Source organism: Longimicrobium sp. (assembly GCA_036389135.1).
In the GTDB taxonomy this organism is placed as follows: Bacteria; Gemmatimonadota; Gemmatimonadetes; order Longimicrobiales; family Longimicrobiaceae; genus Longimicrobium.
The window spans coordinates 86,383-98,755 of sequence record DASVQP010000063.1 but is presented as its reverse complement, the minus strand read 5'-3'; the positions used below and the strand labels follow the sequence as shown (position 1 = coordinate 98,755).

Below are 12,373 nucleotides of genomic sequence, written 5' to 3'. Positions count from 1 at the left end.
AGGACAAACGCAGTTGGGTAGGATTTGTGTCTAAATTAAGTATTCATCGCTGGTCCAGCAATCGCCGAGGCGCCGGGTGGAACGGCGGGGAGAGCGGTGCAGTGTCGGGCACGGCGGCGGGTCAGGAGGGGCCGGTCTTCGTCCACAGCAGGACGACGCCGCAGGCGGCACCGGTGATGTTGTACTGGGCGGGGACGGTGGCGGGGCTGGGGTACGCCTCGATCCCCGCGATGCTTTCCGGGTTCACAAAGGAAAGCATGTCCTCCCGCGAGCTGGCGCGCGCGGGGACGAGGATGCCGTCCAGGAAGACCAGAGGGCCGTTGCAGGGGATGCTTACGCTGGCGGGGCCGCGGGACGGGGCGACCACGTAGTAGCCGCGCCGGTCCATGCTCACCGAGAAGCCGCGCATGCGCCGAAAGAGGTCGACGGTCCGTACCGGGTGGATGCGGTCGATGCTCTCGCCGGTCATGAAGGCGCCCTGGCCGGCCCGCTGCCTGTCGTAGAAGCCGTGCCGCGCCAGCGTCCGGTCGTTGCGCGCGGCGGTCCCCGCCACGCCGGCGAGCGCCACCGGTTCGGCCTTGAGGGTGATGGTGCGCGCCACCGTTTCGCCCGCGCGGAACTCCACCGCCACCCGCGCCGCGGTGTAGCCGATGCGCGACGCGGACACGATCCGGTTTCCGGCGGGCACCCGGTCGATGCGGCCGACTCCTCGGTCGGTCGTGGTCACGACCTGTCTGACGCCGGCGATCTCCACGCGCGCGTTCGCGACCGGCGCTCCCGACGAGTCCAGCACCGTCACGTCGAGGCGCGCCTGGCCGTGCACGGCGGCGGGGAGCGCCAGCAGCGCAAGGCAGAGGAGGAGCGGTGTGCGTGTGCGGGTCATGGCGCGGCGGGGGCAGGGGCGGGATGATGCTGCGGGGCGGGCGCGCGATGCACCCACCCTCAGCATAGCGGCGTTCAGCCGGGCCGTCCAGAAGCCCCCGATGAGGATCAGCGCCGCGCCCAGTGCCCGTAGACGGTGCGCGCCATGGCCGCCACGTGGGGCGCCACCCTGGCCCTGGGGCCCGATGGGTTGCGAACGAAGATCGCCAGGAGCACGTGGCCCCGGCCGCCGGGAAGGGTAATGATGCCGATGTCGTTGATTGCCCCGATGACGCCTCCGCCTCCCCAGGTGCCGGTCTTGTGCGCCACCGTCGTGCCCGCGGGGACTCCGGCGACGATGCGGTCCGCGGGGTTCTGGCCGCGGGTCATCCAGCCGACGAGGCGCTGGCGGCTGGCGGGGGAGAGCAGCCGCCCGACCCAGATGGCGCGGAGGAGCGCCACCGCCCCGTCCGGCGTCATGGTGTCGCGTGGATCGTTCGTGCGCAGGCGGTCTTGCAGCTCGCGGTTGAGGCGCGTGTAGGGACGGTCCACGCGCACGCCCCGGATGCCGCCACGCGCCAGCTCGGCCGTGACCGCGGCCGGTCCGCCCATCAGGCGCTGCAGCGCGTCGTTGGCGGTGTTGTCGCTGTCCGAGACCGCGCTGCGCAGGAGGGCCTCGACGGTCATGCGGGTACCGTTCGGGTTGGCTTCGCGAACGGGGCTGTGGCCGGGGGTGAGCGCGGATGCGGGGATGTCCACGGTGTCGCCCAGCCGGATCTCGCCGCGGTCCACCCGGCGGAGCACGGCCACGGAGACGGGCAGCTTGGTGACGCTCGACATGAAGAAGCGCTCCGCCGGGCGCAGGCCGACCGTCTCGCCCGTCTCCAGGTGCACGGCGCGCAGGCCGACGACTCCGCCCGTCGCGCGGGCGTGCGCCTCCAGCTGCGCGCGTAGCTGCGCCATCGCGGGTGAGGCGCGGTTGGACGTTTGTGCCAGGGCGGGAGCCGCGCAGCCGAGCAGGGCGGCGACGAAAAGCGCGGGGCGATGGAAGCTCATACGGGGTTACTCCGGGTTGCGAGTAGTACGAATGTGTTCGTAGTCGTTGTCACCCGAGTGTATACGATTCAGTTCGTAGATGCAAGGGTGATTGTCTAGAGTGGTGGAATCATCAGGACCAGAACGAGCCAGTTGACTCAACGAACCTCATCGTATTAGAGTACCCGCAGCGGCTCCGTATGGGCCGATGCACCCGCTCCCCCATCGACATGCCACGCCGGGACCTTCCGCTCCCCACCGAAGGCGAGCTCCGCATCCTGCGCGTGCTGTGGGATCGCGGCGCGAGCACCGTGCGCCAGGTGCTCGACGCGCTCCCCGGCGAGGACACGGGCTACACGACGGTGCTCAAGCTCCTGCAGATCATGTACACCAAGGGGCTGGTGATCCGCGACGAGCGGGAGCGCACCCACGTGTACGCCGCGGCCGTGCCGCCAGAGACGACGCAGCGGCAGCTCCTGGCCGACTTCACCGAGAAGGCGTTCGGCGGCTCCGCGCTGGGGCTGGTGATGCACGCGCTCTCGCCGGAGGTTGCGTCGCCCGCGGAGCTGGAGGAGATACGGCGGATGGTGGCGCGGCTCCCGGCCCCGGAGGGCGAGTGAGCACGGGGGCGTGGGCGCACGTCGTGGGGTGGGCGCTCGTCCACTTCCTCTGGCAGGGCGCGCTGATCGCCCTCGTCTTCGCGGGGGTGAACCGTGCCGCGCGCCGCTCCGCGCCCGCCCTTCGCTACTGGGCCGCGTGCGCCGCGCTGGGACTGATGATGGCCGCGCCGCTCGCGACCGGCGCCTGGATCGCCCGCGCCGGGCAGCGCGTGCCCGCAGAGGCGGCGAAGTTTTCGGGCGAAGGGTGGCGGACTATGCCGCTGGCGGAGGAGGAAGCGCGCCCCGTCGACGCGGCGGAGGAGGCGGCGCTCGCTCCCGTCCGCCTGGCGCGGCGCACCTCGATCGCCATCGAGCCGCTGGTGCCGGGGCTGGCGGTGGGGTGGGCGGTGGGCGTGCTCCTCCTCTCGCTGCGCCTGCTGGGCGGATGGCTGTGGGTGCGGCGGCTGGCGCGGCGCGGCCTCCTGCCGGTTCCGGCGGAGTGGAGCGCGGCGCTGGCCCGGCTGCGCGCGCAGCTCGGTATCCCGCGTGCAGTCGGCCTCTGGATCTCGCCGCACGTGAGTGGGCCGGCGCTGATCGGCTGGCTGCGTCCCGTGATCCTCCTTCCGCTCAGCGCATCGAGCGGGCTCACTCCGCGCCAGGTGGAGCTCATCCTGCTGCACGAGCTGGCGCACGTGCGGCGCTGGGACTACGCCGTGAACCTGGCGCAGCGGCTCGCGGAGACGCTCCTCTTCTACCATCCCGGCGTGTGGTGGATCTCCGCGCGCATCCGCGAGGAGCGCGAGCACTGCTGCGACGACGCGGTGGTGGAGCGGGCCAGCGTGCGCGACTACGTCCTGGCGCTGCTCGCCATGGAGGAGGCGCGCCGCCCCGTGCCCGCGCTGGCGCTGGGGGCCGGGGGCGCGTCGCTGGTGGCGCGGGTGAGGCGCCTGACCAACCCCGCGCGCCGCACCGATGCCGCCGGACGCACGCCGGTCGCGCTTGTGGCGGCGGCGGCTCTGCTGGCGCTGGCGGCGGCGCGCCCCTCGCCGGCTCCCGTCGATGCGCCGCGCCCGGTGCCGGGCCTGTGCGGCGCGGATGCGGCGCCGGCCGGGCTGACGCTGTGCGCGGGACTGGGGCGCGAGGCGGCGGGGCTGCTGCGCGGCACCGGCTACGCGGGCGCCGTCATCGTGCAGGATGTGGCTACCGGCGCGGTCCTCGTCTCCACCCAGTCCGCGGCCGGCGGCGACTCGGTCGACGTCACGCGGGCCGCGCTCCCGGCATCGCTGTGGAAGCTGGCCATCGCCGCCGCGTGGTGGGACCGCGGCTGGCCGAGCGTCGATATCGAGTGCCCGGCGTCGGCGACGGTGGCGGGGCGCCGCATGTCCAACCCCGGGCGCCCTCCCGGTGGACGTATCCGCGCGCCGGAGGAGATGCTCGTCTACTCGTGCAACACGGCGGCGGTGGAGATGGCGCTGCGTCTGAGCCGCGACGGGGGGACGGACCGGCTCGCGGCGCAGCTCGGCCGCATGGGCTTCCCCGTGGCGGGGCCGGACGCGCGTGAGGCGGCGGACCCGTCGTTCTGGGCGAGCTCCTCCCCCGGCTTCCGCCGCGCGATGGCCCCGCTGGCGGCGACCGTCCACGTAGGCGGTGCGGCGACGATGGCGGACCTGGCGCTGGGCAGGGAAGCCGCGCGCGTCACCCCGCTCCACTTCTCGCGCTTCCTGCAGGCGGTGGGCAACGGCGGCGTCATGCGCGCGCCGACCATCGAGGCCGCGCTCGTCGGCAGCGGCGACGCGGTGCGGGTGATGGAGGCCTCGACCGCCGCCAAGCTGCAGCGGGCGATGCTGCGCACGGTGGAGGCGGGGACGGCGCGGGCGGCGGCCGGCACGCAGCCCGGCGCCTGGCGCCTCGGCGGCAAGACCGGCACGACGGGCTCGCGGGACGGATGGTTCGCGGGGCTCGTCTTCGACCCGGCGGGGCGGGCGCGCTACACCGTGCTCACCTACCTTCGCCAGGGCGGCCCCGGCGGCGAGCGCCCCACGCGCCTCGCCGCCGAGGTGGCGAAGCGGGCGATCCCGGGCGAGTAGCTTTCGCGGGCTCGGAGGAGCCTACTCTATCACCCGCACCGAGTTCATGATCCGTTCACCGATCGCTCCCCACTCCGCCTCGAGGTCCCGGGTAACGTTGAAGCTCACCAGGAGGAACCTTCCGCTGACCGAGGTGCCCAGCATGATGTTGCGTATCTCCGTGTCGGCCGCCGGGGCCCAGAAGTCCAGCAGAATGTAGTGTCGTCCATCCCGCTCCACGAGCTCGCTCCGGTTCCAGCGAGCCATGGGGTAAGTGGCCTTGATTTGCCGCTCCATTACCGGGTATGCCTCCCGGATCTGGGCCGGGGGGATGGCAATCTGCGAGTGTCCGAACGCGATGTTGATCGTCCCCGGCTCGTTGCTGAGCACCTCGGCCGGCCGTCCGCCCCGGCGGTACTTGACGTCCATGATCTCCGGCTTCAGCGGACCGAATTCTTCAGGGACGAGAAGGGAGACTTTGCCCGCGAGCGCGGTTCGCTGTACCAGCCTGGCGGTGTCCTGCGCGTGAGCGGCCGATAGTGTGAGGCTCAAAAGACAGGCGAGTAGAACTGTTCTCATGTGGGATTGTCGGAGTGGGGATACCGGGACGCGCATCTCGATCGGCGCGCGTAAGGTAGGCCCGCCATCGTCCAAGTTCCAGGGTGGCAGAGAGAACCCGGGGCGCTTCCACCATCTTGGCATCCTGAGCGAAGCGTTACGCGAATCTTGCCACGACTCCGCGTTGGGCTTGCTGTCGCGTGAATCCGCCACGAAACTGGAGGACGATCCAGCGTACCACCCGCGACGGGCGACGAATGAGCGAGACGGAGATCAGGATCAGGCGGGCGGAGCCGGGGGACGCGGCGGAGATCCATGAGATCTTTACGAATCCGGGCGCCGTATGGGGGACGATGCAGCTCCCGTTTCCCAGCCTGGAGGATTGGCGGGGTCGGCTGGAGCGGCCGCCGGAGGGGGCGTACAACCTCGTGGCGGTCGTGGATGGAAAGGTGGTGGGGATGCTGGGGCTGCACGGCAACCCGTCGAAGCCACGCAGGCGCCACGCGGCTTTACTCGGGATGACGGTGCACGACGCGTGGGCGGGGCGCGGAGTCGGGACCGCGCTCGTGGCCGCCGCGGTCGACCTCGCGGACAACTGGCTGAACGTGCGCCGCATCGAGCTCACCGTCTACGTGGACAACGAGCCGGCGATCCGGCTCTACCGCAACTTCGGCTTCGAGGTGGAGGGCACCGCGGTCGGATACGGCTTCCGCGGCGGCGAGTACGTGGATGCTCACATGATGGCTCGACTGCGGCCGTAGGCGGATTACCGCTCGCAGCGCAACGCCCCGGCCGGATCGATGCGGCTGGCGCGGCGCGCGGGGAGCCAAGCCGCGGTGATCGCGACGGCCACGAGGAGCGTGGGGACGAGCGCGAAGACGACGGGGTCCTGCGCCTCGGTGCCCACCAGCAGCGACCGCAGCACCCCCGCCAGCGCGAACGCCGCCACCAGCCCCAGCGCCGCGCCCGCCGTCGCCACCGCCGCGCCCTCTGCGGCGATCTGGCGGATAACGCGGGCGCGGCTCGCGCCGAGCGCCATCCGCACCCCGATCTCGCCGGTGCGCTGCTCCACGCCGTACGAGAGCACGCCGTAGATCCCCACCGCCGCCAGGCACAGCGCCGCGCAGGCGAAGAGGGCGAGGAGCGCGGCGTTGAAGCGCGAGGCGGCCACGGCGTCGCCGAGCAGCTCGTCCAGCGTCTGCACGCGCTCCACGGGGAGGTCGCGGTCCACGCGCCACACGCGCTCGCGCAGGGTGCGGGCGAGCGCGGCCGGGTCGCCGTCCGCGCGCACGGCCATCCACATGTCGTTCATGGGGAACTGCGCCTGCGGATAGTACGTCGCCGGGTCTGCGGGCCGGCCCACGCCGCGGAACGGCTCGTCGGCCACCACGCCCACGATGCGGAAGTGCGTAGGCTGCCCCGGCCACCACATCTGGCCGCGGTTGATGGTCTGGCCCACGGCGTCGCCATCGGGGAAGTGCTCGCGCACGAACGCCTCGTTCACCACCACGGAGCCGGGCGTGCCGAAGCGGTCCGCATCGGAGACGTCGTTGCCGCGCACCAGGGGGAGCCCCACCGTGCGGAAGTAGCCGGGCGACACCGGCCGGATGCGCGACTCCGGCCACATCCCCACGGGCGGCTCGGGGCGCCCCACGAGCGAGAAGCTGGAGGTCCACCCCTCGCTCACCGGGTGCTCGAAAGCGAACGACACCGAGCGCACCCCCGGCGCCGCGGCGACCTCGCGCCGCAGACGGTCGAAGAAGTCGAGCACCTTGGCCGGGTCGGAGTAACGGCCCTGCGGAAGCTGGAGCTGCACGAACGTCACCCCGTCCGGCCGCAGCGGGAGCCGCGCGCGCTCCAGCTGCCAGAGGTTCTTCACCAGCAGAGCCGCGCTGATGGCCAGCACCGTCGCGAGCGCCACCTCGGCCACCACGAGCCCCTGCCGCATGCGGCGCCGCCGGCGGCCGGGTGTGGCGCCGCGCCCGCCCTCGCGCAGCGCGCCCAGCGATACGGATGCGTCGCGGTACTGGAGCGCCGGCAGCGCGCCGAAGCCGATGGCGGCCACCGCCATTACCCCGATCAGGAAGGCGGCCACGGGCTGGTCGAGCGCGATCTCGCCGGCGCGAGGGATGGCGGTGGGGACGAAGGCGACCAGGGTGCGCATCCCCACCCACGCCACCGCCAGCGCCGCCGCGCCGCCGCCCAGCGCCAGCAGGAAGCTCTCCGCGACCCACTGCCGGGTGAGCCGCGCCCGCCCCGCGCCGAGCGCGGCCCGCACCGCCATCTCCCGCTCGCGCGACTGGGCGCGGGCCATGAACAGGCTCGCCAGGTTCGCGCAGCCGATCAGCAGCACCAGCAGCACCGCGCCGAACAGCGTCAGCAGCGCCGGCCGCGCATCGGCGACGATCGCCTCGCGCAGGGGGATGACCGCCGCGCCGCGCTTCGCGTTCTCGGACGGGTAGCGCTCCTCCAGCCGCTTCGCCACGGCGGATGCTTCCCGCGCCGCGCGCTCGATGGTGACGCCCGGGCGCAGGCGGCCCAGCACGGTGAAGCGGTGCGTGGCCCGCGACTCCTCCGCCGGGCCGGGGACGAGCGGCAGCCAGATCTCCGTCTCGGGCGTGAGCCGCGCCTCGTCCGGCAGCACGCCGACGACGGTGGCGGGCGCGCCGTCCAGCGTGATGCGGCTGCCGAGCACCGCAGGCGACCCGCCGTAGCGGCGCTGCCATAGAGCATGCGTGATCATCGCCACCGGCTCCGCGCCGGGCCGCTCGTCGCTCGCCAGGAAGGGGCGGCCGAGCACGGGGCGCATCCCCAGGGCCGGGAAGGCGCTCGCGGTGACGAGTTGCGCGCCGATCCGCGCCGGCCGCGCGCCGGGGGCGGTGAGGGTGACGTCCTCGCCGCGCACCGCCGCCAGCTGCTCGAAGCCGCGAAGCTGCGCGCGCATGTCCTGGTAGTCCAGGTACGACGATGGCTGCGAGACCGCCTCGGGGTCGCCGCCGGTGGCGCGGCCCTGGATGGCGACCAGGCGCTCGGGCTGCGAGAAGGGGAGCGGCCGCAGCAGCACGCCGTTGACCAGTGAGAAGACCGCCGCCGCGGCGCCCGCGCCCAGGGCCAGCGTCAGCACCACCACCGCCACGAAGCCGGGGCGGCGGCGCAGCGAGCGCGCGGCGTACCGCAGGTCGAAGCCGATCATCTCGGTCGCTCCATGTCTGCGCCACAGCCAGAGCGCGTCGGACGACGCTCCCAGCGCGCGCCAGTGCAGCCGCGCGCGTGCCGCGGAGAGGTTCTCGCCGCGTTCGGCGCGCTGCCACCCCCAGGCCAGCTCGCCCTCCCACTCCGCCAGCCATGCATCGCGCAGGTGGCGCGGCACCAGCCAGCGGACGGCGCGCACCAGCGCGAACCCCGGAGGCCGGGGCATCAGGCCGGTCTCGGCCGCAGCCCGCCGGGCACCGCCGTGCCGCGCGCCTCCGGGTACCGCGCCAGCGCCTCGCGCAGCGTGCCCGCGCCGGTGCCCGTTAGCTCGTAGTAGCGCCGGGGCGGACGCCCTTCTTCGCGCGCGCGCTCCACCTCCTCCCATTCCGAGCGCACGCACCCGGCGTCTTCCAGGCGGCGCAGGATCGGGTACACGGTGCCGCTCTCCAGCCCCGTGGCGTCCAGGATGTCGAAGCCGTGCCGGAAGCCTCGCGAGAGGGCCAGGAGGACGGTGGCGGTGGGGCGGGTGAGGCGCAGGGGCATGGGAGTGCGTGAGTGCGTCAGTGCGTGGCGTGAGTGCCCCCTCCCCCGCCTGCGGGGGCGCAGGGCGGGCGAGGGGGAGAACTCCGTGTGGGCTGCGCAGATCGGGTAGGGGCGCGATTCATCGCGCCCACCCTCTCCCCCACCTCGACGGCCGCCCATCGGACCGTTACGGGTAGGGGCCGCCCCGCGTGGCTGCCCGCGTCCGCGGCATACGGCGTAGCCCGCATCCGGGAGCGAACGAACGCTGCTGGAAACCCCGAGAGCGGAGGTCATTTTGTCATCCTGGGCGACGCGCTCTCCGCCCTTTCCCCGTGCCACACATTAGCGCGGAGCGAAGGATCTACTGCACGTGTCGAGGGGCTCGTCGTTACGTGCCGTCCTCTTGCCTCGCCGGCTAGATCCTTCGGTCGCCGCAGGAGGCCTGTGTGTCGCGGGGGCAGCTGGGGCGGCTTCCCTCAGGATGACACCTATCTCTACATAGGTAGAGATAGGTGAGGAAGTCAAGAGTTGTGTTTGCGGCGGGGCGGCTACTTGCGCGTGACGCGGGTGAGCCAGGCGGATAGGCGCCAGGCGGTGTGCAGGGCGGCGCCCATCCAGCGGCTGTCGGGGGCGGCGGGGAGGGGCTGGTCGGAGCCCAGGTGGTCGGGCGAGATCTGGGCGAAGAGGAAGTTCTCCGATTCCACGGGGGAGCCGGCCAGGCGGCGGAGAATCGCGATCTGCCCCGCGTGCGTCATCGCGTCGCTGAACGGACCCTGGAGAAGCTGCTCCATCGAAATGTCGCGCAGCGGCGTGCCGGCGGCCAGGTGCGCGGCCACGTCGGCCACCACCGCGTGGAACTCCTCCACTTCGACGGCGAAGCTCGCCATCTCCTCCGGCCGGTACAGCCCTCCGATGAAGTACGTGCGCGAGTAGCCGATCACGCTGCGCATGTGACGCACGAGATCGCGCGGCGTGCGCGTGCCGGCGCCGGCGGAGAAGTCCCCGAAGTCCTCCGGCGCGCCGCGAAGGGCCTTCTGCGTGCGGTACGCGAGGGCGGCCAGGAAGTGGCGCAGCATCTCGCGCTTTACGGCGTCGCTTTCAGTGGGCATGTTGGGGAAAGGTCGGTGTGTCGATCGATTGCCGGCCGCCGCGTTCGCAACATGCGCGCGGCGGGGATGCGCGGGCAACGATCTTCTTCGAGGATCAGCAAGCCTTCACCCGAGAGATCATGTCCGCACATAAGCCGGGGCCCCGCATCCTCCACGTGCACAACGGCGACGTCGTGCGCGACAAGCTGGCGCGCTCCGGAGTCCCGGGCGACCACGCCGTGTATGCGGACGCGCTCCACGACGGCCCGCTCTTCCCCATCGACACACCGGCGGAGCGGCGTCGGGCGGTGCGGGCGGCGTTGTTCGCGGAGGCGGGGTGGGCAAGCGAGCGCGACATCCTCGACATGCTCGCGCGGTGGGACCGGGAGCTGGAGCGGTGGGCGGAGTACGACGAGGTGGTGCTCTGGTTCGAGCACGACCTCTTCGACCAGCTCCTCCTGGTGCGCCACCTGGCGTACTTCGCCGAGCAGCCGCTCGGAACGACGACCCTTAGCCTGATCTGCATCGGCGCGTACCCGGGGATGCCGGCGTTCAAGGGGCTCGGCCAGCTCTCGCCGGACCAGCTCGCGCCGCTGTTCGGGACGCGCGAGCCCATCACGGAGCGCCAGCTCGAGCTGGGACGGCGCACCTGGCACGCGCTCGCGGCCGAGCACCCCGCCGCCGTGGAGGCGCTCATGGTGGAGGAGGATCTCACCCCGCTCCCCTTTCTGCGCCCCGCGCTGCGCCGCTTCCTGGAAGAGCTTCCCGACCGGGAGAGCGGGCTGGGGCGGATCGAGCGCGCCGTGCTGGAAGGGGTGCGCGATGGGATCACGGACCCGGTGCGGCTCTTCCGCGCCGTCCACGATGCGGATGACGTCTTCTTCATCGGCGACACCTCGCTCTGGCACTGCATACGGATGATGGCCGCCGGTCCGCATCCGCTCCTCGCGATCGCGCCGCGCTCCGGGGACGGCCCCGCGCCCTTTGGTGCGCTCGCGCTCACCGATGCGGGCCGCGACGTGCTCGGTGGGACGGCCGACCGGGTCCGGCTCGCGGGGATCGACCGCTGGTGGGGCGGGGTCCACCTGCACGGCCGCGAGGTGCCCTGGCGCTGGGATCGCCGGGGCCAGCGCGTCGTCCGCATTCCGGACCGCTGATCGGAGGAGCGGCCCGGTCCACGACGAGGAGAGCCATGATACGCATTGTGGTCCTTGCGCTCGCCGGCGCCCTGTGCGCGGCACCCGCGCTCGCGCAGCGCCAGGGGGACGTCACCATCGGAGCCGGCTTCGCGCTCGGCACCCGTTCGGGGCTGGAGCTGTCGCTTCGCGCGATGGCGACCGACCAGGTGGGCGCCGTGTGCCGCGTGGGCGCCATCGTACACTACTCGGCGTGGAGCTGCGGCGCGGAGCTCTACGTGCTCCCGCCCCGGCGCGGCTTCCTGCTGGTGGAGGTGGGTCGCGGCACCGCGTTCGGCTACACACCGCGAAACGGCGCGCCCGGGTCGGGCCGCCACTCTACCCTCTTCCTCAACCTCGGCGGCGGTGCCCTCGTGCGCGACACGGTGGAGTACGCCGGGGCGAGCTGGACGGGCGGGCTGGGCATCGTGCTGGCCGGCAAGGAGGCCGCCGCGGACTCCGCCGCGCAACGCTGGCGCTTCCGCCCCGCTCCATCCTTTTTCGTGAGCCTGATGGGCGACATCGTGGTGAACCGCCTGGGCGAAGCGCTGCGCGAGCCGTGAGGGCTCTCACTCTACTCGCACTCGCCTGTGTCCTCGCCCGCGGCGCCGAAGCTCAGGCCGTCGTCGGCCGCGTGGTGGACTCGGGGTCCGGCGCCGCCGTGCCGCGGGCGCGGGTGGTGGCGACGGGGGGCGACCGGCCCTCCGCGCGCACCACACACAGCGACGCGGACGGGCGCTTCTCGCTCGTGCTAGGCGGCGGCGCATACCGCCTGGAGGTGACGCGCATCGGCTACCGGAATGCCCGTCCGCGCACGATCAGCGTCGGCCCCGGCGAGACGGTGCGCGTGGCGGTTCCGCTCTCCGCGGCCGCCCTCGTGCTGGACCCGGTCAGCGCGACGGCGCGGCCCCGGCGGATGGAGGTCGACGGCTTCTTCGAGCAGCTTCGCCCGGACAGCGCCAACTTCCTTCGCCCAGCCAGCGCACGCGGCGCGTGGGGCGGCGTGCAGGTATTCGGCACCTTTCCCACCCCCAGCGCCTGCTACCAGCTCGCCGCCGCCGCGCACCGCGAAAAGTCGGTGCTGACGCTGGTGGTGCAGGGGCGTCCCGACGGCGAAGAATGCATGGACACGGGCGGGCTGTTCAGCTACAAGGCCACCGTGCGCGGCGTAAGGCACGGCACCTACACCCTCCGCATCGTCCACGCGTACCGCGACGACGTGTGGGAAAGCGCTCTCGCGCTGGACACCACCGTGGCCGTGCGATGACGGGCCAACC

General features: G+C 72.9%; 12 protein-coding genes. 6 read left to right on the top strand and 6 right to left on the bottom strand.

All coding sequences use genetic code 11. The annotated features are described in order from the left end of the window. Positions 1–121: 121 nt before the first annotated feature. Together VF584_15560 and bla are read right to left on the bottom strand one after the other, a co-directional pair. The gene (locus VF584_15560) at positions 122–883 is read right to left on the bottom strand and encodes a TonB-dependent receptor (protein HEX8211589.1); all 762 of its coding nucleotides are present in this window, start codon (positions 881–883) and stop codon (positions 122–124) included. 107 nt (positions 884–990) lie between these two features. After that, on the bottom strand, positions 991–1,917 hold the full coding sequence (gene bla / locus VF584_15555) for a class A beta-lactamase (GenBank protein ID HEX8211588.1): 927 nt from the start codon (positions 1,915–1,917) through the stop codon (positions 991–993). A gap of 179 nt (positions 1,918–2,096) precedes the next feature. Between bla and VF584_15550 the strand changes: the two genes are divergently transcribed. Beyond that, entirely contained in the window at positions 2,097–2,516 is a 420-nt protein-coding gene (locus tag VF584_15550; GenBank protein ID HEX8211587.1) for a BlaI/MecI/CopY family transcriptional regulator, read from the top strand. Further along, entirely contained in the window at positions 2,513–4,582 is a 2,070-nt protein-coding gene (locus VF584_15545) for a M56 family metallopeptidase (protein HEX8211586.1), read from the top strand. The genes VF584_15550 and VF584_15545 overlap by 4 nt, the downstream gene beginning before the upstream one ends. A gap of 21 nt (positions 4,583–4,603) precedes the next feature. On the opposite strand, the gene VF584_15540 is transcribed toward VF584_15545, so the two are convergent. Further along, positions 4,604–4,990 (bottom strand): hypothetical protein, encoded by a 387-nt coding sequence (locus VF584_15540; GenBank protein ID HEX8211585.1) that lies wholly within the window; start codon positions 4,988–4,990, stop codon positions 4,604–4,606. Between the two features lie 386 nt (positions 4,991–5,376). Between VF584_15540 and VF584_15535 the strand changes: the two genes are divergently transcribed. Next, entirely contained in the window at positions 5,377–5,880 is a 504-nt protein-coding gene (locus tag VF584_15535) for a GNAT family N-acetyltransferase (GenBank protein HEX8211584.1), read from the top strand. A gap of 5 nt (positions 5,881–5,885) precedes the next feature. On the opposite strand, the gene VF584_15530 is transcribed toward VF584_15535, so the two are convergent. The 3 genes from VF584_15530 to VF584_15520 all read right to left on the bottom strand — a co-directional run bounded on the left by VF584_15530 (position 5,886) and on the right by VF584_15520 (position 9,942). Next, positions 5,886–8,537, bottom strand: coding sequence for an ABC transporter permease (locus VF584_15530; protein ID HEX8211583.1), 2,652 nt, complete (start codon positions 8,535–8,537; stop codon positions 5,886–5,888). Continuing rightward, a complete protein-coding gene (locus VF584_15525; protein HEX8211582.1) occupies positions 8,537–8,854 on the bottom strand; it encodes a helix-turn-helix transcriptional regulator in 318 nt (105 codons plus the stop codon). Before VF584_15525 ends, VF584_15530 begins: the two co-directional genes overlap by 1 nt. Positions 8,855–9,381: 527 nt before the next feature. Further along, a complete protein-coding gene (locus tag VF584_15520) occupies positions 9,382–9,942 on the bottom strand; it encodes a hypothetical protein (protein HEX8211581.1) in 561 nt (186 codons plus the stop codon). 119 nt (positions 9,943–10,061) lie between these two features. On the opposite strand from VF584_15520, the gene VF584_15515 reads away from it, so the two are divergent. The 3 genes from VF584_15515 to VF584_15505 are packed head-to-tail and all read left to right on the top strand — an operon-like array spanning position 10,062 to position 12,363. Continuing rightward, positions 10,062–11,078, top strand: a complete 1,017-nt coding sequence (locus VF584_15515) for a hypothetical protein (GenBank protein HEX8211580.1) — start codon at positions 10,062–10,064, stop codon at positions 11,076–11,078. A gap of 35 nt (positions 11,079–11,113) precedes the next feature. Further along, positions 11,114–11,659: a hypothetical protein gene (locus tag VF584_15510; GenBank protein ID HEX8211579.1), complete on the top strand. Its 546-nt coding sequence runs from the start codon at positions 11,114–11,116 to the stop codon at positions 11,657–11,659. Next, entirely contained in the window at positions 11,656–12,363 is a 708-nt protein-coding gene (locus tag VF584_15505; protein ID HEX8211578.1) for a carboxypeptidase-like regulatory domain-containing protein, read from the top strand. Before VF584_15510 ends, VF584_15505 begins: the two co-directional genes overlap by 4 nt. Positions 12,364–12,373: the final 10 nt, after the last annotated feature.

What these genes read in the sequence shown, in the direction of transcription:
- VF584_15525 (HEX8211582.1), bottom strand. Translation starts at nt 8,854, where the DNA reads ATGCCCCTGCGCCTCACCCGCCCCACCGCCACCGTCCTCCTGGCCCTC.
- VF584_15520 (HEX8211581.1), bottom strand. Translation starts at nt 9,942, where the DNA reads ATGCCCACTGAAAGCGACGCCGTAAAGCGCGAGATGCTGCGCCACTTC.
- VF584_15535 (HEX8211584.1), top strand. Translation starts at nt 5,377, where the DNA reads ATGAGCGAGACGGAGATCAGGATCAGGCGGGCGGAGCCGGGGGACGCG.
- VF584_15510 (HEX8211579.1), top strand. Translation starts at nt 11,114, where the DNA reads ATGATACGCATTGTGGTCCTTGCGCTCGCCGGCGCCCTGTGCGCGGCA.
- VF584_15540 (HEX8211585.1), bottom strand. Translation starts at nt 4,990, where the DNA reads ATGGACGTCAAGTACCGCCGGGGCGGACGGCCGGCCGAGGTGCTCAGC.
- bla (HEX8211588.1), bottom strand. Translation starts at nt 1,917, where the DNA reads ATGAGCTTCCATCGCCCCGCGCTTTTCGTCGCCGCCCTGCTCGGCTGC.
- VF584_15530 (HEX8211583.1), bottom strand. Translation starts at nt 8,537, where the DNA reads ATGCCCCGGCCTCCGGGGTTCGCGCTGGTGCGCGCCGTCCGCTGGCTG.
- VF584_15550 (HEX8211587.1), top strand. Translation starts at nt 2,097, where the DNA reads ATGGGCCGATGCACCCGCTCCCCCATCGACATGCCACGCCGGGACCTT.
- VF584_15515 (HEX8211580.1), top strand. Translation starts at nt 10,062, where the DNA reads ATGTCCGCACATAAGCCGGGGCCCCGCATCCTCCACGTGCACAACGGC.
- VF584_15560 (HEX8211589.1), bottom strand. Translation starts at nt 883, where the DNA reads ATGACCCGCACACGCACACCGCTCCTCCTCTGCCTTGCGCTGCTGGCG.